We start from the raw sequence: 22,864 nt of genomic DNA, 5'->3' as shown, positions 1-22,864 counted from the left end.
AAAGCGCCGGCCCGAGGGGGGCCGGCTGCCGCTACTTCAGCCAGCCGCGCTTGCGGAAGTAGAGCATGGGCCCCACGGCGCTGAGCACCATGAGCCCGATGACGTAGACGTAGCCGAACTCCCATTCCAGCTCGGGCATGAAGCGGAAGTTCATGCCGTAGACGCTGGCGATCAGCGTGGGCGGCAGCAGGGCCACGCTGGCCACCGAGAAGATCTTGATGATCTTGTTCTGGTTGATGTTGATGAAGCCGACCGTGGCATCCATCAGGAAGTTGATCTTGTCGAAGAGGAAGGCCGTGTGGCTGTCCAGCGATTCGATGTCGCGCAGGATCTGGCGCGCTTCCTCGAACTGCTCGGCATTGAGCATCTTGGAGCGCATCATGAAGCTGACGGCGCGGCGCGTGTCCATGACGTTGCGGCGGATGCGGCCGTTCAAGTCTTCCTGGCGCGCGATGGCGCCCAGCACCTCGCGGGCCACGTCGTCGGTCACGTCGCCGGACAGCACCATCTGGCTGGCTTTTTCGAGGTCGTCGTAGATGCGCTCCAGCGTGTCGGCCGAGTATTCGGCGTCGGCGTCGAAGAGCTTGAGCAGCACGTCCTTGGCCTCGTCGATCAGGCCCGGCGCGCGGCGCGCGCGCATGCGCAGCAGGCGAAAGACGGGCACGTCCTCGTCGTGGATGGAGAACAATACGCCGCAGCTGCGCAGGTTCTTGTTGTGCTCGTTGACGATGAAGGCCACGCGCACCGAACGCGGGTCCTCGTCATCGTCGATCAGGAAGTCGCTGCGGATGTGCAGCTCGCCATTGTCTTCTTCGTAGAAGCGGGCCGATTCCTCGATGTCGTCGTCCATCGCATCCTCGGGGATGGACAGCTCGTAGTGCTGCTTGATCCAGCGCTTTTCCTCGACCGTGGGCGATTCCAGGTCCACCCAGATCGGCTTGAAGCGGGACAGCTCCTCCAGCGACTCGATCTCTTCTTGGACCAGGCGGCCATTGGCCAGCGTAAAGATGTTGAGCATAGGCTCACTCCAGGTGTTCTTCTCAGGCGTGCGGGGTATCGGAGGTGCTTTCAACCCCACAGGCCAACCGGGAGTTGAAAGCTACCAACTGGGGTAGGTTTCCACGGAGCTTTCTCCAAGATGCAAAGCGTTGGATTATGCAGCGTTGCGCTGCAACATGCGGGCCGGCTGCGCTATTCGGAAGCGGCTCCAGGGGGCATCTGGCGGCCTGTCACAAAAGCCTGCGCATGGCACAGGTCGGCCCAGGCGCCTGCCTTGGCCTGGGGGGCGCGCAGCAGGTAGTTGGGGTCGTAGCTGACCACGGCGGGCACGCCTGCAATGCGGTGCGGCTCGGCGCGCAGGCGGCCCAGCGCCTCCTGGCGCTGCAGCACGGCGCGCGCCGTGGCCAGGCCCAGCACCAGCACGCAGGCCGGGCGCAGATCGCGCAGCAGTGCCTCCAGCGACGGTTGCAGCGCCGGGACCTGGGGCGCCTCCTGGCCTTCGGCCGCAGGCTGCACGCGGTGCAGGGCGGCGCTGTACAGGCGCGGATGGTCCTGCAGGTTCAGCGCGCGCAGCATGTTGTCCAGCAGCCGGGCCGCGTCGCCTTCCAGCGCGGTGCGCGCGCAGTCGGGGCCGGGGCGCTGGGCGGGCGGCAGGGGCAGGGAGTTGGCGGGCGGCTCCAGCAGGATCAGCCAGCCGCCTTCGCCACCATCACCGGCAGGCGGCGTTGCCGCATACACGGGCCGCACGGGGCCCAGCCGCCAGCCCAGGCCCGGGGCGCCGGCCACGGGCTGCTGCACGTAGCGGCGCGGCGGGCGTTCGCGTTCGGGGATGACGGGTGCGGGAGAGGCGTGCACGGGTGCGGGAGGCAGTGGCGCCTGGACAGGCGCCTGAACAGGCACCTGAACGCGTGCGGGCGCTGGCGCGGTGACAGGCGCCGGTGCAGCAGGCGCCGGGGGGGGCGCCTCCTGCACGGGCGGCGGCACGGGGCGGGCCACGGGCGGAACTGCCAGGGGCGCCGCTGCGGGCGCATCGGCGGGCGCAGCCAGGGCCTCGGACAGCATGGCGGGTGCGGTCTCGGGCTCGGGCAGCCAGACGGTGATGCCCATGGCGTGCAGCATGGCCCGCTGGCGGGTGTCTAGATTCAGGGCCATAGCTTGAGGCTCATGAGCACGGCATGCTCGCGCGGGCCGTCGTGCATGGGGTAGTAGTTCTTGCGCAGGCCCACCTCCTGGTAGCCATGCGCGGCGTAGATGCTGCGTGCGCGGACATTGCTCTCGCGCACCTCCAGCCAGATCCATTGGGCCTTGCGCTGGCGCGCCCACAGGGCCAGCGCGTCCAGCAGGATGCGGGCCCAGCCCTGGCGCTGGCGCGACGGGGCCACGGTGATGTTGAGCAGGTGGACCTCGTCGAGCACGATCATGGCGACGAAGTAGCCCACCAGTTCGCCCCGGGCATCGACCAGCAGCTGCGCTTCATTGCCGGCCGCCATGGCATCGATGAAGTTGCCACGGGACCAGGGATGCGAGTAGGCCTGCTGCTCCACAGGCAGCAGCATGTCGAGCGACAGCACGTTCAGCGGCTCGAAGCGCACGCTGTCCCGCTCCGGCGCCGGAGCGTCGGTCAGGGGCGGCTGCGGCCGCGAGGGCTGTGGCGTGTGCGTGCTCATGGTGCGGGTGGGTTGGCCTCTGGAGTGGGCGTGGCCAGGGCCAGCGCGGCGGCCGCCTTGGCAGCCTCCCGCTCGGCCGTGGTCTGAGCGACTTTATCGCGGATGTAGCGCGGCAGGGCCTGGTCGGCCGGCAAGGCGCGGTCGGCCGCCAGCAGGGCCGGGGCCAGGCGCAGCATGGCGGCGGCGGTGGGCAGGGCGGCCAGGTGGCTGGCCTGGGGCGCCAGGCGCTCGCCGTAGGCGGCCAGGGCGTTGCCGGCCACCACGGTGCCGGGCGGCAGTTGCAGGGCCTCGGGCGCGCACAGGCCGAAGTCGCCACTTTGCTCGCCAATGTCGTTCCAGCGGCCATCAGCCCAGTGGTAGGCGGCGTGGTAGACCTCGTTCATGCGCGCATCGATCACGGCGATGAGGTCGGTGCAGCCGTATTGCACGCGCGCCTGCTCGGCCACGGCCAGCAGGCTGTCCATGGGCAGCACGGGCACGCGGGCGGCAAAGGCCAGTCCCTGGGCCACGGAGCAGGCCGTGCGCAGGCCCGTGAACGAGCCCGGGCCCCGGCCGAAGACGATGGCCTGCAGCTCGGCGAATTCCAGCCCGGCCTGGGCCATCAGCGCCAGGATGGCGGGGATCAGCTCGGTCGAGGTCTGCGGGCCACCGGGGCCGCTGTGCTCCCAGACGGCATCGCCGCGCTGCACGGCGATGGAGAGGGTGTCGGTACTGGTGTCTAGGGCAAGAAGATTCATGGCTTGGGGCAGGCGGCGGTGCCGCAGCAAGTGCAGGATTATCGGTGCCCCGCCCGTCCCGCGCCCGGCGGGGCTGCAATGACCGGCGTAGACTTGCCGGCCATGTTGCATCTTTCGCCGTCTTCTTCCCTTATTTCCTCGATTTCCTCTGCCTTCTCACTCGGAACACCGTGTTCACGCCGGGGCCTGGCGGCCGCGCTGCTGGCGGCGGCTGCCCTGCCCGGCGTGGCAGGCGCCCAGGCTGACGCGCCCAGCTCGCCGGCCTCCCTGGCCACCAAGGCGGTGCGCGAAAGCCGGCTGCCGCCCGCCGTGGAGGCGGCCCTGGCGCGCGCCAAGCTGCCGCGCGATGCTGTCTCCGCCCTGGTGGTCGAGGTCGATGGCCGTGCCGCCCCGCGCCTGGACTGGCAAAGCCATGTGGCCATGAACCCGGCCTCGGTCATGAAGCTGGTCACCACTTATGCGGCGCTGGACCAGCTGGGTCCCGCCCATGTCTGGCGCACGCCCGTCTTCCTGGGCGGGCCGGTGCAGGACGGCGTGCTGCGCGGGCCGCTGTACATCCAGGGCCAGGGCGATCCCAAGCTCGTGATGGAGCGGCTGTGGCTGATGCTGCGCCGCCTGCAGGGCATGGGCATCAAGGTCATCGTGGGCGACATCGTGCTGGACCGCAGCGCGTTTTCCGTGAGCGGCCATGACGCGGCCACCTTCGACAACGAACCCTGGCGCCCCTACAACGTGGCGCCCGACGCGCTGCTGGTCAACTACAAGGCTGTGACCGTGGGCTTCACGCCCGACGCGGCGGCGGGCGTGGCGCGGCTGCAATACGATCCGCCGCTGGCCGGCATCCAGCAGCAGGAGACCGTGCCGCTGGCGCCGGCCGGCAGCGAGTGCGGCGACTGGCGCGCCCGGCTGCAGCTGGACATGGCCGACCCGCTGCGCATCGCCTTTGCCGGCCCGTTCCCGGCCAGTTGCGGCGACAAGAGCTGGTCGCTGGCGCCGGCCCAGCCCGAGGCCTTCGCGGCCCGCGCCATCGAGGGCATGTGGCGCGAGCTGGGCGGCAAGCTCACCGGCACCGTGCACGACGGCCGCGTGCCGGCCGGGCTGCAGCCTGCGTTCCAGAGCGAATCGCCTTCACTGGCCGAGGTGGTGCGCGACATCAACAAGTACAGCAACAACGTCATGGCCCAGCAGGTGTTCCTGACCATGGGCATGCAGCGCACGGGCGTGGCCAGCTTCGAGTCCTCGCGCCAGGCCCTGGGCCAGTGGTGGCAGGCGCGCTGGGGCGCGGCCGAGCAGCCCGTGGCCGACAACGGCGCGGGCCTGAGCCGCGAGGCGCGCATCACCGCCTCCGGCCTGGGCCGCATGCTGCAGCAGGCCTGGGCCTCGCCGGTGATGCCGGAGTTCGTGGCCTCCATGCCCATCGTCGGCGTGGATGGCACGCTGCGCCGCAGCCTCAGCCGGGCCCAGGGCATGGCGCATCTGAAGACCGGCACGCTGCGCGATGCCTCGGCCCTGGCCGGCTATGTGGACGGGGCCAGCGGCCGCCGCTACGTGCTGGTGGCCATGGCCAACCACGCCAACGCCCCGGCTGCGCGCGCGGCCTGGGATGCGCTGGTGGACTGGACGGCGCGCGACCGCTGATCGGGCGCCTTCGCTCCCTCTGCAGGGCCTGCTTTCGCAGGCCCTTTTTCATTGTTTTCACGGCAAGGACGTTGTCCTACCCACGGGCCATGCGGCGGTCCTTATCGTCTGTTCGCCCGCGTGCGAAATGCCTGGGCGGCAGGCAATTCCTATCCGTAGTTGCCCGGTGTCGCCAATGCGCAAGTGTCGCTACGATGGCCTTAGCAAAAAAGCACGGTCGTGCTATTCATAACACTTCACGGAGATTCCATCTTGGCAAATCGTTATCGAATCCTCGCGGCCGCTCTGGCCGCGGCCGGCCTGCTGGCCGCTTGCGGCGGCGGCAGCGGCGCCGACACCACTCCCCGGGCCAAGATCACCTCCGTCAAGGTGATGGGCGACAGCCTCTCCGACAGCGGCACCTTCGGCTACAAGTTCACCGTGCAGAACGCCACGCTGACGGGCGCCGGCTCCAACCAGGTCTGGGCCGAACGCGTGGCGGGCCTGTACAACATCTCCCTGTGCCCGCGTTTCAACGGCACGGCCTTCACGCCCAACACGGCCTGCAACAACTACGCCGTGGGCGGTGGCCGCATCAACTACACCAGCGCGCCCACGGCACCGATCTCCATCACGCAGCAGATCCTGCTGGCGGGTGCGGCGGGCTTCACGGCCGATGACCTGGCGGTGATCGACGGCGGCGCCAATGACGCGGCCGACGTGGTCGGCGCCTTCCTGGCCGCCTCCAGGGACCAGGGTGCGAGCTTCAAGGCCCTGCTGTCCACCAAGATCGACGCGGCCACGCTGGGCGCGCTGCTGCAGCAGGGCCAGGCCGGCATGGCCCAGGCCGGTGGCCTGTACATGCAGAACCTGGCCAAGGGCTTTGTCTCCAGCATCCAGGCCAATGTGCTGGGCAAGGGCGCCACGCGCGTGGCCATCCTCAACGTGCCCGCCATCACGCTGACACCGCGCTTCCAGCTGGTGCTGCAGTCCGTGGCCCAGCAGCAGGGCTCGGCCGCCGCCGCGCAGCTGGAGACCGTGTTCGACGGCTGGGTCAAGGCCTTCAACCAGCAGGTCGCGGCCGGTTTCACGGGTGAGAACCGCGTGGCCATCATCGACTTCTACAGCGAGTTCCGCCAGCAGATGGCCGACCCCGCCCAGTACGCCTACACCAACGTGAAAAAGCCGGCCTGCCCGGCCACCGGCGTGGGCGCCGACGGCCTGCCCACCTACAGCTTCCCGACCTGCACCGAGGCCGCGCTGTCCGCCTCCATTCCCGTGGGCGAGACCAGCGCCAACTGGTGGAAGAGCTATGCCTTTGCCGACAGCTTCCATCCCACGCCCTACGGCCATCAGCAGATGAGCCAGCTGGCCTCCCGCACCCTGGCCCGCGCCGGCTGGCTGTGATCGCAGACACGCAGCACGAGGAGACACATCCATGAAGAAATTCCTGCGCATCACCGCCGCCGTGGCCATGGCCACGGCCTGCATGGCCGCCAGCGCCCAGTCCGCCGGCACCTGGAGCGTGCGCCTGGGCGCCACGCGCATCGATCCCCAGACCAGCAGCGGCTGGCTGAGCACGCCCAGCTTCCCCGACACCCGCGTGGACGTGAAGGCCAACAGCCAGCTCACGGGCGGCGTGACCTACATGGTCACCAACAACTGGGCCATCGACGTGCCCATGGGCCTGCCGTTCAAGCACGACTTCGTGGGCGATGGCGCCATCTCCGGCACGGGCAAGCTCGGCCGCACCAAGGTGCTGCCCGCCACCGTGTTCGCGCAGTACCGCTTCGGCGAGGCCAACTCCGCCTTCCGCCCTTACCTGGGCCTGGGCGTGACCTATGCCAAGTTCTTCGGCGAGCGCACCACGGCCTCCCTCAACGGCCTGACCGGCGGCACGCTGGCCAATCCCACCACGGCCTCGGTGGACAGCAAGTGGGGCCTGACGCCGCAGATCGGCTTCGTCTACAACTTCAACGAACGCTGGTTCCTGGACGTGGCCTACTACAAGAGCTTCCTGAAGACCACGGCACACCTGTCCTCGGGCCAGAGCGTGTCGCTCAAGCTCAATCCCAACGTCTACGCCATCGGCATCGGATACCGCTTCTGACAGGTCGCAGTCCCCAAAGAAAAACCAGCCCGCGGGCTGGTTTTTTCATGGAGCGAACCTGCGCCTACTTGGCCGTGGGCATCACGAATTCCGCGCCCTTGGGCGTGCTCTCGGGCCAGCGCTGCATGATGCTCTTTTGGCGGGTATAGAAGCGCACGCCTTCCTCGCCGTAGGCATGCATGTCGCCGAACAGGCTGCGCTTCCAGCCGCCGAAGCCGTGCCAGGCCATGGGCACGGGAATCGGCACGTTGATGCCGACCATGCCGACCTCGATGCGGCGGCCGAACTCGCGCGCCACATTGCCGTCGCGCGTGAAGCAGGCCACGCCGTTGCCGAACTCATGGTCGTTGACCAGCTGCACGGCCTCGGCGAAGTCCTTGGCGCGCACCACGGCCAGCACGGGGCCGAAGATCTCTTCCTTGTAGATGCGCATGTCGGGCGTGACATGGTCGAACAGCGTGCCGCCCAGCCAGAAGCCGCCCGAGGTGTCGGTGCCCGTGGCAGCGCCGGCCGCCTTGCCGTCGAAGCCCCGGCCATCGACCAGCAGCTGCGCGCCTTCCTTGACGCCCAGATCGATGTAGCCGCTGATGCGCTCGTGCGCGGCGCGCGTCACGATGGGGCCCATTTCCGCGGCCAGGTCCTCGCCGTCCAGCACCTTCAGCGCCCTGGTGCGCTCGATCAGGCGCGGCAGCAGCTGGTCGGCCACATCGCCCACCAGCACGGCCACGCTGATGGCCATGCAGCGCTCGCCGGCCGAGCCGTAACCGGCGCCGATCAGCGCGTCCACGGCCTGTTCGATATCGGCGTCGGGCATGACCACCATGTGGTTCTTGGCGCCGCCCAGGGCCTGCACGCGTTTGCCGTGGCGGGCGCCCGTCTCATAGATGTAGTTGGCAATGGGCGTGGAGCCGACAAAGCTCACGGCCTTCACCTGGGGATGCTCGATCAGCGCATCCACGGCTTCCTTGTCGCCCTGGACCACGTTGAACACGCCGTCGGGCAGGCCGGCCTGCTTGAGCAGGTCGGCGATCAGCAGCGAGGGCGTGGGATCGATGGGGCTGGGCTTGAGCACAAAGGTGTTGCCCGCCGCAATGGCCACCGGGAACATCCACATCGGCACCATCACGGGGAAGTTGAACGGCGTCACGCCCGCCACCACGCCCAGCGGCTGGCGCAGCGTCCAGTTGTCGATGCCGGTGGAGACCTGGTCGGTGAAATCGCCCTTGAGCAGCTGCGGGATGCCGCAGGCGAACTCCACGATGTCGATGCCGCGGCTGACCTCGCCCTGCGCATCGGTGAAGACCTTGCCGTGCTCGGCCGTGATGGCGTGGGCCAGTTCGTCCTTGTGCTGGTTGAGCAGTTCGAGGAAGCGGAACATCACGCGCGCCCGGCGCAGCGGCGGCGTGTCGGCCCACTTGGGGAAGGCCGCCTGGGCGGCCGCCACGGCGGCATCGACATCGGCGCGCGAGGCCAGGGCCACGCGGCCCGTGACCTGGCCGGTGGCCGGGTTGGTCACGTCCTGCTCGCGGCCGCTGGCACCTGCCGTGCGCTGGCCGTTGACGTAATGGACGATGGAAGCGAAGGAGGTGTTTGCGGTGTTCATGCCAGCCAGTCTAGGAGTGCGCCTTCGGCCTGCCTAGGCGCTGCGCTTGAATTGATTGTTCATTTTGCTGAACAATCCCCGCATGGCAAATGAAAAAACCGATGCCAAGGCCGAGGCCTTGTGGAGCCACCTGCACTGGCTGGTCGTGCTGGAGCAGCAGGGCAGCTTCACCTCGGCCGCCGCGCGCCTGGGCGTGAGCAAGGCGGCCATGAGCCAGCGCGTGGCCGAGCTGGAGCGCGCGGCCGGCGTGGCCCTGGTCACGCGCACCACGCGCAGCGTGCGCCTGACCGAAGCGGGCCAGCGCCTGGTGGACGAGACGCGCGGCGCCTTCGAGCACATCGCCGACAGCTTTGCGGGCGTGCGCGACCTGGCGGCCGAGCCGCGCGGCCTGCTGCGCGTGACCGCGCCCGTGGCCTTCTCGCGTCAGCAGCTCATGCCCCGGCTGCCGGCCTTCCTGCGTGCCCATCCGCAGATCCGGCTGGAGCTGGACCTGTCTGACCACCTGCGCTCGCTGGCGATGGAGGGCTTCGACATCGCCGTGCGCCATGCCTCCACCCCGCCCGAAACCCATGTGGCCTGGGCGCTGGCGCCCACGCGCTCGCTGCTGGTGGCCAGCACGGACTACCTGGCCGCGCACGGCACCCCGGCCACCCCGCAGGACCTGGCCGCGCACCAGTGCCTGCACTACCCGCGCACCCAGGGCGCCATGGCCTGGAGCTTCGTGCCCGCCGATGCCGGTGCGGACGCCGGTGCAGACGCAGTACGCACCGTCGTGCCCGTGGCCGGCGGCTTTGCCGCCAACAACAGCGAAATGCTGCGCGACGCCGCCATGGCCGGCCTGGGCATCGCCCTGGTGCCCGACTTCAGCGCGCAATCGGGCCTGGCCTCCGGCGACCTGAGCGAAGTCCTGCCCGGCTGGCGGCCCGTCGACGCCTTCGGCGAACAGCTGTTTGCGATCCGCCCCTACGCCAGCCACGTGCCGCGCTCGGTGGCGGTATTCGTGGAGTTTCTGCGGGCGTCGTTTGCGGCGGGGTTCATTCGCTGAGCGAGGTTGATGCGTGCTACCGCTCACCCGGCAGGCGGGAACGCACAAGCTTGCTGGCGGACGATTTCTGCTTCGGTGGTGCGGAAAACCCTTCGAAGGCGTCTCCCGGTTTCCAATCACCGACGGCATAAACGCGCTGATCGCGCAAGCCCTGAACACCTTCGGACCAACCCATCAGCATGCGCTTGCCGATGTCCCTGAAGCCGCCGTGCTGCGCCATGGCATCCCTGACCTGCTGTCCGGCGTCGGCCACTGCATCGCTGATAGCTTCCACCATGACTGCCTGCTCCCGGGGCGCAATCCCCAGGGTCGTGGCGATGAACTTCTGCAGGCTCTTGCCTGGCGTCCAGGTCTTCTTTCCCATGAATTCGATGCTGGGCGGGTTGTGCTGGAAGCCGGGATAGACGACGGTGGTCAGCATGTCGTAGGAGGGGGACAGGTGCACATCGGCACGCCGGGTGTAGAGCAAGGCCAGGTTCTTGGCATGGCAGTCTGCATTGCGCAGCGCATAGGTCAGCAGCAGCGTGGTGGCCAGCTGGCGATAGGTCTGCAGCCGGCGTTCGCCGGGCACATGGTCGCGCACGGCCTTGGCGATGCGCTCCCAGGTGGTGTCGTACTTGGCCGCGGGGCGCAGGCCCAGCAGCGCGCAAAAGTCCTCCATCCCCCAAAGGGCCTGTCCGTTGTCATCGACATCGAAACGGTGCACGACCAGGGCCTGTCCGTCGTCCGAGATTTCTGTCCGTGCCGCAGGCATTACCTTGGCGGCGACCTGCATGCACAGGTGCTCGTTCAATGCCACAAAGGGCAAGTGCCTGCTGGAGCCCTTGATGATGTGGCGGCGTGTGATGAGGCTGGCCTTCCTGTGCCCCGCCAGCGATGGGCTGCCGCCCTGGACTGCCTCATCGTTCGCGTCCAGGAACTTGGGCACCACGCCGGAGACGCCACTGGTGGCGTGCTGCCGAACCAGTTGGGCAAAGGCTGCTTCCGAGTTGTCACCGCGCAGCAGCGCGGCCACTTCCACGGAACTGGCAGGCTGCTGCAGAGCGGCGCCGGGCGCGGCGACCTGGATGCGGCCGACCATGTTGCGGCCAATCACCGAAAGCAGGGCGACGGGGCTGGCCCCGATGTGCGGGCCGAACTGTTCCTGCAGAACCTGCAGCAGATAGCCTTCCGGCAGGTTCATCTGCAGCACGGGGGGCAGCTGGTCATCCCAGGCGTAGGACTCCGTGCGCACTGGCATGGTGAGTGAGACGAAGTCATCAGGCGCCGTGTGGGCGTGGTAGGTCAGCACGCTTTTGAAGTCGCCCACCGGCTCCAGCACCGCGACCTCCCGCCCCAGGACGTGGACGGCGAGCTTCATGGCCGCGCCTGGTTGCGCTCGCGGCGCAGTTCATCCAGAGTGCCCGACTGGCCCATGGCAAAGAAATCGATCTCCATGCCCAGCACGGCCAGCACGGCCAGGAGCTTGCGCGTCCCGAATTCGGCCGAGCGGCCACGCTCGAAGCGCGACAGCGTCTCGGGTGTGATGCCTGCCTGGGCGGCCACGGCGCCTTGTTGAAGACCCAGTGCGCGCCGCCGGCGGGCCACGGATTCACCGAGTTCTTGAAGGGTTTGCATTTGACTTTTATATCAATAAAATCCAATTTCTCCTAGTTTATTGATTTATCTATCAAGCAAAAGTGCTGACTGGTCGCCGCGTTCCACTGCCCGTAAAACACGGCCGAGCCATTGGCCATCGCGCTTCGCAGGCCCCTCAGGCCTTGATCCCCAGCTTGTCCACCAATTGCTTGAACACCGCGTTGTCGCGGTCGATCACGGCCTTGAACTCGGGCTGGTCCAGGTAGCCCTCTCCCATGTTCTGTTTGGCCATGGTCTCGCGCAGGGCGGGGTCCTTGAGGGTCAGGGCCATGGCCTTGCGCAGGGTCTGGACCACGGCGTCAGGCGTGTTGCGGGGCACGGCCAGGCCGCGCCAGCCGCCGATGAGCAGGTCGATGCCGCGCTCCTTGAGCGTGGGCACGGCTTCCCAGCCGGCCTGTATGCGCTGCTCGGCCATGATGGCCAGCGGGCGGATCTTGCCGGCCGCCACATAGGTGGCCACCTCCACGGGCGTGACGGCCACGGCCTCGATGTGGCCGCCCAGCAGGTCGAGCACGGCAGGGTTGGCGCCGCGGTAGGGCGCGTGGTTGAATTTCACGCCCGCCTTGTCCTGCAGCGCGGCGGCGGCCAGGTGGCCCAGCGAGCCCGGTCCGGCGTTGCCGATGCGCACCGCGGCCTCGTCCTTGCGCGCGGCGGCGATCAGTTCCTCGATGCTGCGATAGGGCGAGTCGGCACGCACGGCGATGGTGGCGGGGTCGGCATTCAGGCGGGCCACGGGCAGCAGGGCGTCGGAGCTGATCTTGGTCAGCCCCATGTGCGGGATCATGGTCAGCTCGACGGTGATGATGCCGATCTTGTAGCCGTCCGGCCTGGCGTTGGCCAGTTCGGTCCAGCCCACGGCACCGCTGGCGCCCGCGCGGTTGAGCACGATCAGATCCTGCGGCAGGTGCTTGCGCGCCACCTCGGCCAGCGCGCGTGCCAGCACGTCGGTGCCGCCGCCAGCGGCAAAGGGCACGATGAGTTCAATGGGGCGCTGGGGCCAGGCGCCGGCCGGTGCCTGCGCCATGGCGGGCAGGACCGGCGTTGCGGCCAGGGCGGCCAGCGAGTGGATGAATTGGCGGCGGGATGCGAGGGTCATGGCTTGTCTCCGGGATCTTGTCTATGTGGCGATGTCTGCGCTTCAATCCATTTTGATGTTGGCGGCCTTGATCACGCCGCTCCACAGCGCCTGTTCCGAGCGCACGAAGCCTGCGAACTGCTGCGGCGTCATCTCCATGGGCTGTATGCCGATCTCTTCGAGCTTGGCACGCGTCTCGTGGTGGCGCAGGGCGGTGGCCAGGCTTTTGTTCAGGCGCTCGGTGAGCGCAGGGCTCAGGTGGGCGGGGCCGACGAAGCCCTGCCAGGCATAGGCCTCGAAGCCGGGCACGCCGGCCTCGGCCATGGTGGGTACGTCGGGCAGGATGGGCAGGCGCTGGGGCGTGGCCACGGCCAGCACGCGCAGCTTGCCCGCGCGGATGGCCGAGAGGCTGGGCGGCAGGTCCACGAACATGGACTGGATCTGTCCTGCCATGAGGTCCTGCAGCGCCGGGGCCGAGCCCTTGTAGGCCACGTGCAGGATCTGGGTGCCCGTGCGCTGCTTGAACAGCTCCAGCGCCACGTGCAGCGGCGATCCCGGGCCCGACGAGGCCGAGGAGATGCCGCCCGGCTCCTTGCGCGCCATCGCCAGGAATTCCTGCACATTCTTCGCCGGGAAGGACGGATGCACGGCCAGCACCAGCGGCATGCGGCCCAGGCCGCCGATGTAGCTGAAGTCCTTGCCCGCGTCATAGCTCAGGCGCGCATACATGGCGGGGTTGAAGGCCAGCGTGCCCGAGTCGGCCGTGCCCAGCGTGTAGCCGTCGGCCGGGGCGCGTGCGATCAGCGTGGCGCCGATGATGCTGGCCGCGCCGGGACGGTTGTCCACCACCACGGGCTGGCCCAGGTCCTTGCCCATCTGCACGGCCAGCTGGCGCGCGATCACGTCGGTGGTGCCGCCCGGTGCGTAGGGCACCACCCATTTGACGGGCTGGGTGGGCCAGGCTGGCGCACTCTGGGAGGACGGGGCTGGGGCGGATTGCGCCTGGGCGGTGCCCATGCCCAGCGTCAGCAGGGCGCAGGATAGCCAGGCCTTGCGGTGCAGGGCCATTGGGTTGAACAGCATTTTTTGTCTCCGGTGGTTTTTATGGGTGTCTGTTGCGCCGTGCTTCAGCGAGGCCGCAGCATCCATTCGTGCGCGGGGTCGTTGCGGAAGGCCCAGCGCCGCTCGGGCCCGGCCATGGTGTTGAGGTAGTAGAGGTCGTAGCCGTGCGGGGCCACGCAGGGGTGGTAGCCGCGCGGCACCATCACGGTGTCGCGGTGCTCCACCGCCATGGCTTCGTCGATGCTGCGGTCATCGGTGTAGACGCGCTGGAAGGCAAAGCCCTGGCTGGGGTTGAGCAGGTGGAAGTAGGTCTCCTCCAGCACGGTCTCGGCGTCCGGCGCGGCGGGGTCGGCGCTGTCGTGCTTGTGCGGCGGATAGCTGGACGAGTTGCCGGCGGGCGTGATGACCTCGACCACCAGCAGGGACTCGGCCGCCTCGGTCTCGGGCAGGATGTCGCAGACATGGCGCGTGTTGCTGCCCTGGCCGCGCACGCTGCGGCGCATGCTTTCGGGCGCGATCACGCGCGTGGCGTGGCGGCCCGTGGCGGGTGCGGCGCTCAAGGCAACGTCGGCCGGGCCGCGCGCCGTGATGCGCAGGCTTTGGCCGGGCGGCACGTAGACGGCCGTGGGCGCACTCTCCTCGAACACGCTGGCGCGGCTGCCCAGGGCGCTGAACGCCTGGCTGCCGACCTGCACGTCCACCTGGCCGGTGAGCACGGTGATGCAGTATTCGAGCGGTCCCGTGGACAGCTCCTCCTGCTCGCCCGCCTGCAGCCGCAGGGCCTTGAAGTGGATGTGCTTCCAGCCCGCGCTGGCGGGCGTGATGTCGGTGACGACGCGGCCGGGCGCGGCCTTGACGAGAAGGCTCATTGGGAGACCTTCGCCCTCACGGGCTGCGGTGCGAGCCCCCTTCGGAGCGGCCGGGCGGGGGCTCATGCTGCAGCTCCTTCGGCGATGTCCTGGCGCGCGTCCACGCGGCTGGCATCCCAGCCCGCGATCAGCGCGCGGAAGTTGGCGGCGACGGCATCGCGCAGCGCGGCGTCGTCCAGCTCGTTGCGCAGCCACTGCAGCGCGGGTCCGGCCCAGACGCTGCGGCCGATCATGAAGCCCTTGACCACGGGCGCCCGCGCCTGGGCAAAGCCCTGCACCAGTTGCTCCACGGGCTGGGACAGGCCCAGGATCACGGCGCCCCGGCACCAGGGGTCGCGCTCGTTCACCAGGGCGTCCAGCGCTTCCCAGTTCTCGCGCGCCATGGTGCCGACCTTCCACCATTCGGGCTTGAGGCCCAGGTCGTAGAAGTGGCGTATGGCGCGCAGCACGGCCTCGCCCCGGTCGTCCGGCGCCAGCGTGTCCTTTGGCGGGATCACTTCCAGCAGCAGCTCATGGCCGCTGGCGCGCGTGGCGGTCCAGACCTGCTGCAGCCAGGCATCCTGCTCGGCGCGCAGCGCGGGCGTGTCGTCGGGGTGGTAGAAGACCAGGCATTTGACGGTATGGCTTTGCGGCCAGTGCAGCAGCTCGGAAGCCAGCGAGTCCGTGCCGTCAAAGCGCAGCGGGCGCGAGCCCGGCAGCTCGATGGGCCGGCCTATCCACCAGCCGCGTCCCGTGGCGTCGTGCAGCGCGGCCTCGCCCAGGTGATGGCGGCCGTCGATCAGCACGCCCATGCGGCCCGCGTTGCCCGGATCGCGCTCGACCTGGGCGACCACCTCGTTGATCAGCCGCTTGAGCGGGCGCAGCCGCGCGGGCGCGGCGCCGGCCTCGCGCGCCAGATCGTCGAACTGGCTGCGGTGGTCATAGGCCAGCACGCACAGCGCGGGCCACTGCGGCCGCGCGCGGCTGACGCGGTGCAGGTGGGACAGCTCGGGGTCCTGGTCGGGACGCGGATGGCGGTGGCCCGAGAACCAGTGCGCCAGCTCGGCCTGCGTGGGCATGGCCGGCGCGCAGCCATGGCGCGAGACCACGATGGCGCCGCAGGCGTTGGCAATCGCCGCAGATTCCTCCAGGCTCTTGCCGCGCAGCAGCCCGGACAGCAGGCCCGAGGCAAAGGCATCGCCCGCGCCCAGCACATTGAGCACCTCCACGCGCTCGCCCAGCACCGTGGGCGCATCGGCAATCGCATCGGGCACCTCGCCCTCGATCAGCGAGCAGCCCAGCGGCCCGCGCTTGACCACGAAGACGGCGCGGCTGCATTCGCGCACGCGGCGCAGGCTGGCGATCAGGTCGCCCTCCACGCCGCCGGCGATCAGCCATTCCTCCTCGGTGCCGATGATGAGTTCGAACTGGCCCAGCTCGGCCTGCAGCCTGCGGCTGACCTCGGCGCTGGCCACATAGCGTGTCTCGCCGTCGCCGCGCGAGGCCAGGCCCCACAGCACGGGCCGGTAGTCGATGTCCAGCACGCGCACCAGGCCGTGGCGACCTGCCATCTCCAGTGCCTTGCGGCTGGCGGCCAGCACGCCGGGTGCGCTCAGGTGGGTGCCCGTGATGGCCAGGCAGCGGCAGCGGGCCAGGAACGCCTCGCTGATGGCCTCGGCGTCCAGGGCCATGTCGGCGCAGTTCTCGCGGGCGAAGAGCAGGGGGAAGGTCTCCTGGTCCTTGATGCCCAGCAGCACCATGCCGGTCAGGCGCTGGGCATCGACCTGCACCTGGCTGGTGTCGCAGCCCTCGCGGCGCAGCGTCTCGACCAGGAAGCGGCCATTTTGTTCATCGCCCACGCGCGAAATCATGGCCGAGCGCAGCCCCAGGCGCGCCGTGCCGAAAGCCATGTTGCCCGAGGAGCCGCCCAGGTACTTGGCAAAGCTGCCGGCCTCCTCCAGGCTGCAGCCGATCTGCTGCGCGTAAAGGTCCACGGCCAGTCGGCCCAGGCAGGCCACGTCCAGCGGCCGGTCGGAGGGAAAGTTCAGCATGCTCATCGTCATAGGCCTGTGCGTTGCGGACACCCGCGTGCGGGCCTGTCCATAATCGTTGCGTGCATGCGATCATAGATCGAAATAGAAAAAGTTTTCCATATTCATGAAAAATAGAAAAAACCTTGGCGATGCAGGCGCCCCCTCGCTGGCCGGACCCTACGCCGACCGTGGCGCCTTCCTCTCCGTGCTGCGCGAGGGCTTCGAGGCCCTGAGCCGCCAGCTCAAGGCCATCGGCCGCCATGTGGAAATGCAGGGCGATCGCCTGGCCTTCGACGGCATCCAGGCCACGGCCGAGCAATGTGGCGTGCAGCCTTCGGCCGTGGTGCGCTTTGCCAAGCATTTCGGGTTTTCGGGGTACTCGGAACTGCAGGCGCTGTTCCGCGCCGATGCGGCGCGCCAGCTCTCGGCCCAGCATGACTACCAGGACCGCATCCGGGGCCTGATCGCCTCGGGCAACGAGCCTCGCAGCAGCGCGCGCCTGGCGCACGAGGTCATCGAAGGCAGCATCGAAAGCCTGCAGGCCCTGCAGCGCGGCCTGCCGCCCGAGCAGTTCGAGGCGGCGGTGGACCTCATGCTGGATGCCCCCTCGCTGTGGCTGGCCGCCTCGCGCCGCGCCTTCCCCGTGGGCGCCTACCTGGCCTATGCGCTGCAGCACACCGAAAAGCCCGTGCACTGGCTGCACGGCCTGGGCGCCATGCAAAAGGGCGAGCTGCGCGCGCTGGCGCCCGGCGACGTGATGCTGGCCGTCTCCTTCGAGCCCTATGCGCCCGAAACGCTGGAAATGGTGGATGCGGCCCTGGCCCGCGGCGCGCGCCTGCTGGCGCTGACCGACAGCCAGCTCAGCCCCCTGGCATCACGCGCCACGGTCACCCTGCTCGCCCAGGACGCAGCCACCTTCGGCTTTCGCTCCCTGACCAGCACGCTGACCCTGGCGCAGTCGCTGTTCCTGGCGCTGGCCTACCGGATGGAGCTGGCGTACGAGCCTTCCCGCAAGCCTTAGAAGAGGGTGTTGGTGTTATCCGGCCGCCGCCGCGCGCAGCAGCCGGTCGCGCACGCCTTCCCAGTCCGGCGTGTCGGGCGGGGTCTCGATCCAGATCAGCCTGGCGCCGACTTCATCGAAGTCGCGCAGGGCGCCGAACAGCTCGCGCGCGGTGGCGGCGGCGTCGGCAGGCATGGCGCGCAGCGTGACGGCGCGCGAGGCGGTGCGCAGCGGTGTACGGTGGTAGACGGCCAGGTTCCTGGCGTCGGCGCCCAGCACGTCCAGCCCGGCCTGCAGCTGCCTGGCGTCCATGAGGCGCACCTGGGCGTTGGGCGCGTAGTGGGCCAGCAGGGTGCCGGAGGCGCGCGGCGTGTTCTCCTGCAGCTCTTCCTTGGACAGGGGGCGCTGGCCGCAGGCGCGTTCTATGTCGTCGCGCGTGATGGCGCCGGGGCGCAGCAGCACGGGCACGCCGCGCGTGCAGTCCACGATGGTCGATTCGATCCCCACTTCGCAGGCGCCGCCGTCCAGCACCAGCAGCGTGACGCCGAACTCACCGGCCACATGGGCCGCCGTGGTGGGGCTGACGCGGCCGAACTTGTTGGCGCTGGGCGCCGATACGCCCCAGACGGGCGGCTGCAGCTGCTGGCAGGCGGCCAGCACGGCATGGGCGACGGGGTGTGACGGGCAGCGCAGGCCCACGCTGTCCTGGCCGCCGGTCGAGGCCCGGGCGGCCTGGGGCAGGCGCGGCAGGATCAGGGTCAGCGGGCCGGGCCAGAAGGCGTCGATCAACTGCTGCGCGAACAGCGGCACTTCACGCGCATAGCGTGTGATGGCGCCGCTGTCGGCCACATGCACGATGAGCGGATGGTTGGGCGGCCGGCCCTTGGCGGTGAAGATCTGCGCGACGGCCGCGTCGTTGTCGGCATCGGCCGCCAGGCCGTAGACGGTTTCCGTGGGCAGGCCCAGCAGTTCGCCGCGCTGCAGCGCCTGTGCGGCGGCCTGGACAGAGGCCGCCAGCGTTCCATCAAGAATCATTGCACGGGCCTTCAGAACGGCTCTAACCCTAAGATGGCAGCGGCCTGCAGGGCGGTGGAGCGCACGGCCTCGGGCGAGGGGCCGGTGACGTTCAGGTGGCCCATCTTGCGGCCGCGCTTGGCGTCGTGCTTGCCGTACAGGTGCAGGTGGCAGCCGGGCAAGGCCAGGACCTGGTCCCAGGCCGGCGCCTTGGCCTGTTCGCCGTCCTTGAACCACAGGTCGCCCAGCAGGTTCAGCATGATGGACGGGCTGTGCTGGCGCGGCTGCGTCAGCGGCAGGCCGGTCATGCAGCGCACCTGCAGCTCGAACTGCGAGACATCGCAGGCGTTCTGGCTGTAGTGGCCGCTGTTGTGCGGGCGCGGCGCGATCTCGTTGACCACGAGCATGCCGTCCTGCAGCACGAAGAATTCGACGCAGAGCACGCCCACGTAGTCCAGGCCGTCGGCCACGGAGCGTGCGGCGGCCAGTGCCTGCTCGACCTGGGCCTGCGGCAGGTTGCCTTCGTAGACCTCGGTGACGGACAGGATGCCCTCGCGGTGCAGATTGCGCTGCACGGGCAGGTTGACCATGGAGCCGTCACGGCCGCGCGCCACGATGACCGAGCATTCATGGGCCAGTGGCAGCATTTTTTCCAGCACGCAGGCCACGCGGCCCAGTTGCTCCCAGGCGGTGGCCAGCTCGGCGGCGTTCTTCACGCGCACCTGGCCCTTGCCGTCGTAGCCCATGCGGGCGGTCTTGAGGATGCCGGGCAGCAGGCTGGCGTGCACGGCCGCCAGTTGGGCCGGCGTCTCGATCACCGCATAGGGCGCGCAGGGCACGCCGCAGCGCACGAAGTGGGCCTTCTCCTGGGCGCGGTCCTGGGCAATGGCCACGGAGGAGCCAGCCGGCGAGACCGGCCGCTGGGCGGCCAGCAGGTTCAGCGCCGCGGCGGGCACGTTCTCGAATTCGGTGGTGACGGCGGCCGACAGGCGCGCCAGTTCGGCCAGGCCCTGCGGGTCTTCGTAGCCGGTACGGATGTGGTGGTGGCTGACCAGGCCGGCAGGGCTGGTCGGGTCGGCGTCGAGCACGGCCGTGAAATAGCCCATGGCCTGGGCCGATTGCACGAACATGCGGCCCAGTTGGCCGCCACCCAGCACGCCCAGCGTGGCGCCCGGCAGGATCACATCTGCGCTCATACGGCCACCGGGGGAAGCGTCATCGCGCGCGCTGCGGCGGTCTGCTCGGCGCGGAAGGCTTCGAGTCTGGTGCGCAGGGCCGGGTCCTCATTGGCCAGCAGGGCCACGGCGAAGAGGGCCGCATTGGCCGCACCGGCCGCGCCGATGGCGAAGGTGGCCACGGGCACGCCCTTGGGCATCTGCACGATGGAGTGCAGCGAGTCCACGCCCTGCAGGTGGCGGCTGGCCACGGGCACGCCGAGCACGGGCACCACGGTCTTGGCGGCGATCATGCCGGGCAGGTGGGCAGCGCCCCCCGCACCCGCGATGATGGCCTTCAGGCCACGGCCGGCAGCGGCCTCGGCGTAGGCGAACATGTCGTCGGGCATGCGGTGGGCCGAGACGACCTGGGCTTCATGGGCGATGCCAAATTGCTGAAGAATGGCAACTGCGTGCTGCATGGTCTCCCAGTCGCTGCTGGAGCCCATGACCACACCGATCTGGATAGAGTTCATGTCGTGAGGGCGCCTGCGGCCCGGCCTAGTGGAACCCGCGATTTTACTTTTTTAGTCCGGATCGGCCCGCATCCCCCTGCAAATCACCGCACAGCCGTGTGCTGCTCGCGCGCAAAACCCAGCACGCGCTGGCGAAACACATGGGCCAGCCAGGCCAGGGCCAGCCCCACCTGCACGGCCAGCGACAGCCACATTCCGCTGGTGACGGGCTTGGTCAGGCCGGCTGCCAGCGGCTGGGCCAGCACGGCGGCATCGGCCCCGGCCAGGCCAAAGGCCAGCAGCGGCAGCACGATGTTGACCAGCAGCCAGGTGACGGCAAACGCGGCCAGCGGCGACTTGATGCGCCCGGCCAGCAGGGAAAAGCCCGTGGCCAGCGCGGCATCGCGCAGCAACTGCGCCGTGGCCAGCGCCGCCAGTTGGGCCGCGCCCGGCACGATGGGCTGGCCGCCCGCGGGCCACAGCAGCCACAGCGCGCAGGCCAGCACGGCCAGCAGCCAGCTCACGGGCCACAGCGGCAGGGCCTCGAGCGCGCCACGCCAGCGCCCCTGCAGCACGCACCACTGCAACTGGCGCCAGCTGCGCAGGCCCTCGTCCATGCCGTGCAGGCAGACATAGGCCGTGCCCGCCAGCGCCAGCCCGGTGGTCCATGCGAAGAAGGAGGCCGGGCCGGGGCCCTGCAACTGCATTGCATCGAGGTGCATGCCTCCAAAGGCAAGGCCCGCCACGCACAGGCCCAGCGGCCAGGCCCAGGGCAGGGTGCGCACATCCAGCCGCGTGCACAGCAGCCGCCACAGGGCCAGCAGGCCCAGCCCCAGCGCGATGGCACCGAACAGGTAGATGGCGCCGCGCCCGTGCAGCGGCACGTACCACCACAGCACAGGGCGACCTTCTTCGCGGCCCAGCTGCTCGGTCAACCGGCCCAGGATGGGTCCGGGCAGCACCATCACGAACAGCAGCGGCACCAGTACGAAGCGGATGCGGCGCGCGGGCTGCTCCTTCGGCCCCCAGCCCATGAGCACGGAGTGCATGCTCCAGGCCTGCAGGGCCAGGCCCCACAGCACGGCCTGCAGCACGGCGTGCACGCCCCCGGCCAGCCCGCCCGGCTGGCCCGCCGAGGTGGCCAGCACGGCCAGCGCGCACCACAGCATGTACAGCCAGGCCGCCAGCGGAGCGCCCAGCAGCTTGCCCCAGGCCATCTGCCATGGCGTCAGGGCCGACAGGCGCTGCCAGTCCCAGGTGTGCTGGTGCGCCTCTTCGTTGAGGCCGCGCCCGGCCAGCACGCTGCCCAGGCCGGCCGCGGCGATCCACATGCCGATCAGGGCGGCGACCAGCAGGGCATGCAGGCGGTCTTCGGGCTGGACCAGGACCATTGGCGTGGCCAGCAGCAAGGCGGTGAGCAGCAGGCTCCAGCCCAGTTGGGCGGGCCGCCAGTTGAGCCAGAGCTGGCGCTGGAATTCGGGGTTGTGCGTCATGGCTGCTCCGCAGGGCTGAGGGGGGCTGCGGCCTGCAGGCCGCGTGCGTAGCGGTCCTGCAGGCGCTCGCGCACAGGCGCCAGGCTGGCCACGGGCAGGCCGGCGCCAACCAGGCGTGCCAGCAGGTCGGCGCGTTCGCGTGGCGGCGTGGGCAGCCACAGCTGCAGATGCACCAGGCCCTGGTCATCGGGCGGCGGCACAGGGGTGTCGGGAAGGACCTGGTGCAGCTGCCGTGCCAGCGACCCGGCCGGGGCACCCGGGGGCGCTGCCAGCTCCAGCGCGTACAGCGCCAGCGGCACATCGCCGCCGGCGGCCGGCGCCTGAATGCCGCCGTGCAGGGCCTCGTGGCTTTCCACGCGGCCGCCGCGCAGGCTCAGGATGTGGGTGCAGTACTCGTCGAGTTCGCTGAGGATGTGGCTGGAGACGATCAGGGTCATGCCCTGGGCCTGCAGCGCGCGCATCAGCTGGGACAGGCTGGCGCGGGCCTCGGGGTCCAGGCCGCTGGCCGGCTCGTCCAGCAGCAGCACGCGCGGCTGGTGGACGATGGCCTGGCCGATGGCCACGCGCTGGCGCTGGCCGCGAGACAGCTCGGTGGGCAGGCGCTCCAGCAGATCGGCCAGGCCCAGCTGCCCTGCCACGTGCGCCACGCGCTGCGGCGCCTCGGACGGGGGCACGCCCATGGACAGGGCCGCGTACTGCAGGCAGCGCCGCACGCTCAGGCGGTCATAGAGGCCGAAGAAATCCGACAGATAGCCCAGGTGCCGGTGCACTTCGCGGGGCTGCTCCTGCACCGCAATGCCGTGCACCTCGACCTGGCCCGACAGCGGCTGGTCCAGTCCGGCGATGCAGCGCATCAGCGTGGATTTGCCGGCGCCGTTGGGCCCCACCAGGGCCGTGACGGTGCCTGCGGCGATATGGAGGCTGACGCCATCGAGCGCGCGGTGGCCGGGGTACTCGAACACCAGCTGCGAAACCTTGATCAAGGCGAGCCCTCCCTCATTGCGTTGATGGCAGGCCGCAATGGCGGCACAGCGCGCCAATATAGCCCAGCGCTGCCGCGCCGCGCCCTCGGCCGGGCGGCTTGAAATGCGCGCAGCCTGCTCCCATCTGGGGTGGCTGTCGCCCATGGCGTTCACGCCCTGGGCCTTGGAATTGCTGGAGAATCACACGGTCCGCATCGGAGGCATTCGGCCGCCGAACTCCGAACCGCCACAGTCCGCGCGCCCTGGCCGCGCGCCTTGCCACAGGGTCTGA

Annotated in this window: 21 protein-coding genes; 5 read left to right on the top strand and 16 right to left on the bottom strand. The window is 69.7% G+C overall.

Annotation, left to right across the window (positions count from 1 at the left end; translation table 11 throughout):
- Nucleotides 1–31: 31 nt before the first annotated feature.
- From corA to tsaB, 4 genes are all read right to left on the bottom strand, one after another.
- Nucleotides 32–1,018, bottom strand: a complete 987-nt coding sequence (gene corA / locus ACFPFG_RS16195; RefSeq protein ID WP_141830746.1) for a magnesium/cobalt transporter CorA — start codon at nucleotides 1,016–1,018, stop codon at nucleotides 32–34.
- Nucleotides 1,019–1,191: 173 nt separating this feature from the next.
- Nucleotides 1,192–2,151 (bottom strand): uracil-DNA glycosylase family protein, encoded by a 960-nt coding sequence (locus ACFPFG_RS16190; RefSeq protein ID WP_380107404.1) that lies wholly within the window; start codon nucleotides 2,149–2,151, stop codon nucleotides 1,192–1,194.
- The gene (gene rimI / locus ACFPFG_RS16185) at nucleotides 2,142–2,666 is read right to left on the bottom strand and encodes a ribosomal protein S18-alanine N-acetyltransferase (RefSeq protein WP_013804496.1); all 525 of its coding nucleotides are present in this window, start codon (nucleotides 2,664–2,666) and stop codon (nucleotides 2,142–2,144) included. Before rimI ends, ACFPFG_RS16190 begins: the two co-directional genes overlap by 10 nt.
- Nucleotides 2,663–3,403, bottom strand: coding sequence for a tRNA (adenosine(37)-N6)-threonylcarbamoyltransferase complex dimerization subunit type 1 TsaB (gene tsaB / locus ACFPFG_RS16180; RefSeq protein WP_183017296.1), 741 nt, complete (start codon nucleotides 3,401–3,403; stop codon nucleotides 2,663–2,665). Before tsaB ends, rimI begins: the two co-directional genes overlap by 4 nt.
- Before the next feature lie 102 nt (nucleotides 3,404–3,505).
- Here tsaB and dacB point away from each other — a divergent pair, with 102 nt between their 5' ends.
- The 3 genes from dacB (at nucleotide 3,506) to ACFPFG_RS16165 (ending at nucleotide 7,130) form a co-directional block, all read left to right on the top strand.
- On the top strand, nucleotides 3,506–5,041 hold the full coding sequence (dacB, locus tag ACFPFG_RS16175) for a D-alanyl-D-alanine carboxypeptidase/D-alanyl-D-alanine endopeptidase (RefSeq protein WP_312370524.1): 1,536 nt from the start codon (nucleotides 3,506–3,508) through the stop codon (nucleotides 5,039–5,041).
- A 252-nt stretch (nucleotides 5,042–5,293) separates the two neighbouring features.
- Complete coding sequence (locus ACFPFG_RS16170; protein WP_380107401.1) at nucleotides 5,294–6,427, top strand: SGNH/GDSL hydrolase family protein; 1,134 nt, start codon at nucleotides 5,294–5,296, stop codon at nucleotides 6,425–6,427.
- A gap of 31 nt (nucleotides 6,428–6,458) precedes the next feature.
- A complete protein-coding gene (locus tag ACFPFG_RS16165; RefSeq protein ID WP_183017299.1) occupies nucleotides 6,459–7,130 on the top strand; it encodes an OmpW/AlkL family protein in 672 nt (223 codons plus the stop codon).
- 64 nt (nucleotides 7,131–7,194) lie between these two features.
- Here the strand turns inward: ACFPFG_RS16165 and ACFPFG_RS16160 are convergent, their stop codons facing one another.
- On the bottom strand, nucleotides 7,195–8,733 hold the full coding sequence (locus tag ACFPFG_RS16160) for a CoA-acylating methylmalonate-semialdehyde dehydrogenase (protein WP_183017300.1): 1,539 nt from the start codon (nucleotides 8,731–8,733) through the stop codon (nucleotides 7,195–7,197).
- Between the two features lie 82 nt (nucleotides 8,734–8,815).
- Here ACFPFG_RS16160 and ACFPFG_RS16155 point away from each other — a divergent pair, with 82 nt between their 5' ends.
- Complete coding sequence (locus ACFPFG_RS16155) at nucleotides 8,816–9,778, top strand: LysR family transcriptional regulator (protein ID WP_197953846.1); 963 nt, start codon at nucleotides 8,816–8,818, stop codon at nucleotides 9,776–9,778.
- A 16-nt stretch (nucleotides 9,779–9,794) separates the two neighbouring features.
- Here ACFPFG_RS16155 and ACFPFG_RS16150 read toward each other — a convergent pair whose 3' ends face one another.
- From ACFPFG_RS16150 to ACFPFG_RS16125, 6 genes are all read right to left on the bottom strand, one after another.
- Nucleotides 9,795–11,138 carry a type II toxin-antitoxin system HipA family toxin gene (locus ACFPFG_RS16150; protein WP_380107399.1) on the bottom strand — a complete coding sequence of 448 codons (1,344 nt, stop codon included), beginning with the start codon at nucleotides 11,136–11,138 and terminating at the stop codon, nucleotides 9,795–9,797.
- Complete coding sequence (locus ACFPFG_RS16145; protein WP_183017303.1) at nucleotides 11,135–11,395, bottom strand: helix-turn-helix domain-containing protein; 261 nt, start codon at nucleotides 11,393–11,395, stop codon at nucleotides 11,135–11,137. The genes ACFPFG_RS16150 and ACFPFG_RS16145 overlap by 4 nt, the downstream gene beginning before the upstream one ends.
- A 136-nt stretch (nucleotides 11,396–11,531) precedes the next feature.
- Nucleotides 11,532–12,512 carry a Bug family tripartite tricarboxylate transporter substrate binding protein gene (locus ACFPFG_RS16140; RefSeq protein WP_183017304.1) on the bottom strand — a complete coding sequence of 327 codons (981 nt, stop codon included), beginning with the start codon at nucleotides 12,510–12,512 and terminating at the stop codon, nucleotides 11,532–11,534.
- Nucleotides 12,513–12,554: 42 nt separating this feature from the next.
- On the bottom strand, nucleotides 12,555–13,574 hold the full coding sequence (locus tag ACFPFG_RS16135; protein WP_183017305.1) for a Bug family tripartite tricarboxylate transporter substrate binding protein: 1,020 nt from the start codon (nucleotides 13,572–13,574) through the stop codon (nucleotides 12,555–12,557).
- A gap of 44 nt (nucleotides 13,575–13,618) precedes the next feature.
- Entirely contained in the window at nucleotides 13,619–14,422 is an 804-nt protein-coding gene (gene iolB / locus ACFPFG_RS16130; RefSeq protein ID WP_310636422.1) for a 5-deoxy-glucuronate isomerase, read from the bottom strand.
- 62 nt (nucleotides 14,423–14,484) lie between these two features.
- Nucleotides 14,485–16,458 carry a bifunctional 5-dehydro-2-deoxygluconokinase/5-dehydro-2-deoxyphosphogluconate aldolase gene (locus ACFPFG_RS16125; protein WP_312370550.1) on the bottom strand — a complete coding sequence of 658 codons (1,974 nt, stop codon included), beginning with the start codon at nucleotides 16,456–16,458 and terminating at the stop codon, nucleotides 14,485–14,487.
- A gap of 100 nt (nucleotides 16,459–16,558) precedes the next feature.
- Between ACFPFG_RS16125 and ACFPFG_RS16120 the strand changes: the two genes are divergently transcribed.
- Complete coding sequence (locus tag ACFPFG_RS16120; RefSeq protein WP_312370553.1) at nucleotides 16,559–17,455, top strand: MurR/RpiR family transcriptional regulator; 897 nt, start codon at nucleotides 16,559–16,561, stop codon at nucleotides 17,453–17,455.
- Between the two features lie 15 nt (nucleotides 17,456–17,470).
- On the opposite strand, the gene ACFPFG_RS16115 is transcribed toward ACFPFG_RS16120, so the two are convergent.
- The 5 genes from ACFPFG_RS16115 to ACFPFG_RS16095 form a co-directional block, all read right to left on the bottom strand.
- Nucleotides 17,471–18,469: an L-threonylcarbamoyladenylate synthase gene (locus ACFPFG_RS16115; RefSeq protein WP_380107395.1), complete on the bottom strand. Its 999-nt coding sequence runs from the start codon at nucleotides 18,467–18,469 to the stop codon at nucleotides 17,471–17,473.
- A gap of 11 nt (nucleotides 18,470–18,480) precedes the next feature.
- Nucleotides 18,481–19,644: a 5-(carboxyamino)imidazole ribonucleotide synthase gene (locus ACFPFG_RS16110; protein WP_012202921.1), complete on the bottom strand. Its 1,164-nt coding sequence runs from the start codon at nucleotides 19,642–19,644 to the stop codon at nucleotides 18,481–18,483.
- Nucleotides 19,641–20,138: a 5-(carboxyamino)imidazole ribonucleotide mutase gene (purE, locus tag ACFPFG_RS16105; protein ID WP_012202922.1), complete on the bottom strand. Its 498-nt coding sequence runs from the start codon at nucleotides 20,136–20,138 to the stop codon at nucleotides 19,641–19,643. The genes ACFPFG_RS16110 and purE overlap by 4 nt, the downstream gene beginning before the upstream one ends.
- An 83-nt stretch (nucleotides 20,139–20,221) precedes the next feature.
- On the bottom strand, nucleotides 20,222–21,610 hold the full coding sequence (locus ACFPFG_RS16100) for a hypothetical protein (RefSeq protein ID WP_380107392.1): 1,389 nt from the start codon (nucleotides 21,608–21,610) through the stop codon (nucleotides 20,222–20,224).
- Nucleotides 21,607–22,593 (bottom strand): ABC transporter ATP-binding protein, encoded by a 987-nt coding sequence (locus ACFPFG_RS16095; protein WP_417323506.1) that lies wholly within the window; start codon nucleotides 22,591–22,593, stop codon nucleotides 21,607–21,609. Before ACFPFG_RS16095 ends, ACFPFG_RS16100 begins: the two co-directional genes overlap by 4 nt.
- Between the last annotated feature and the right edge of the window lie 271 nt (nucleotides 22,594–22,864).

Source organism: Delftia deserti, from assembly GCF_042653485.1.
GTDB classification, from domain to species: domain Bacteria; phylum Pseudomonadota; class Gammaproteobacteria; order Burkholderiales; family Burkholderiaceae_C; genus Comamonas; species Comamonas acidovorans.
This window is presented reverse-complemented; position numbering and strand designations above follow the sequence as displayed.

What these genes read in the sequence shown, in the direction of transcription:
- corA (WP_141830746.1), bottom strand. Translation starts at nt 1,018, where the DNA reads ATGCTCAACATCTTTACGCTGGCCAATGGCCGCCTGGTCCAAGAAGAG.
- ACFPFG_RS16190 (WP_380107404.1), bottom strand. Translation starts at nt 2,151, where the DNA reads ATGGCCCTGAATCTAGACACCCGCCAGCGGGCCATGCTGCACGCCATG.
- rimI (WP_013804496.1), bottom strand. Translation starts at nt 2,666, where the DNA reads ATGAGCACGCACACGCCACAGCCCTCGCGGCCGCAGCCGCCCCTGACC.
- tsaB (WP_183017296.1), bottom strand. Translation starts at nt 3,403, where the DNA reads ATGAATCTTCTTGCCCTAGACACCAGTACCGACACCCTCTCCATCGCC.
- dacB (WP_312370524.1), top strand. Translation starts at nt 3,506, where the DNA reads ATGTTGCATCTTTCGCCGTCTTCTTCCCTTATTTCCTCGATTTCCTCT.
- ACFPFG_RS16165 (WP_183017299.1), top strand. Translation starts at nt 6,459, where the DNA reads ATGAAGAAATTCCTGCGCATCACCGCCGCCGTGGCCATGGCCACGGCC.
- ACFPFG_RS16160 (WP_183017300.1), bottom strand. Translation starts at nt 8,733, where the DNA reads ATGAACACCGCAAACACCTCCTTCGCTTCCATCGTCCATTACGTCAAC.
- ACFPFG_RS16155 (WP_197953846.1), top strand. Translation starts at nt 8,816, where the DNA reads ATGGCAAATGAAAAAACCGATGCCAAGGCCGAGGCCTTGTGGAGCCAC.
- ACFPFG_RS16150 (WP_380107399.1), bottom strand. Translation starts at nt 11,138, where the DNA reads ATGAAGCTCGCCGTCCACGTCCTGGGGCGGGAGGTCGCGGTGCTGGAG.
- ACFPFG_RS16145 (WP_183017303.1), bottom strand. Translation starts at nt 11,395, where the DNA reads ATGCAAACCCTTCAAGAACTCGGTGAATCCGTGGCCCGCCGGCGGCGC.
- ACFPFG_RS16140 (WP_183017304.1), bottom strand. Translation starts at nt 12,512, where the DNA reads ATGACCCTCGCATCCCGCCGCCAATTCATCCACTCGCTGGCCGCCCTG.
- ACFPFG_RS16135 (WP_183017305.1), bottom strand. Translation starts at nt 13,574, where the DNA reads ATGCTGTTCAACCCAATGGCCCTGCACCGCAAGGCCTGGCTATCCTGC.
- iolB (WP_310636422.1), bottom strand. Translation starts at nt 14,422, where the DNA reads ATGAGCCTTCTCGTCAAGGCCGCGCCCGGCCGCGTCGTCACCGACATC.
- ACFPFG_RS16125 (WP_312370550.1), bottom strand. Translation starts at nt 16,458, where the DNA reads ATGAGCATGCTGAACTTTCCCTCCGACCGGCCGCTGGACGTGGCCTGC.
- ACFPFG_RS16120 (WP_312370553.1), top strand. Translation starts at nt 16,559, where the DNA reads ATGAAAAATAGAAAAAACCTTGGCGATGCAGGCGCCCCCTCGCTGGCC.
- ACFPFG_RS16115 (WP_380107395.1), bottom strand. Translation starts at nt 18,469, where the DNA reads ATGATTCTTGATGGAACGCTGGCGGCCTCTGTCCAGGCCGCCGCACAG.
- ACFPFG_RS16110 (WP_012202921.1), bottom strand. Translation starts at nt 19,644, where the DNA reads ATGAGCGCAGATGTGATCCTGCCGGGCGCCACGCTGGGCGTGCTGGGT.
- purE (WP_012202922.1), bottom strand. Translation starts at nt 20,138, where the DNA reads ATGAACTCTATCCAGATCGGTGTGGTCATGGGCTCCAGCAGCGACTGG.
- ACFPFG_RS16100 (WP_380107392.1), bottom strand. Translation starts at nt 21,610, where the DNA reads ATGACGCACAACCCCGAATTCCAGCGCCAGCTCTGGCTCAACTGGCGG.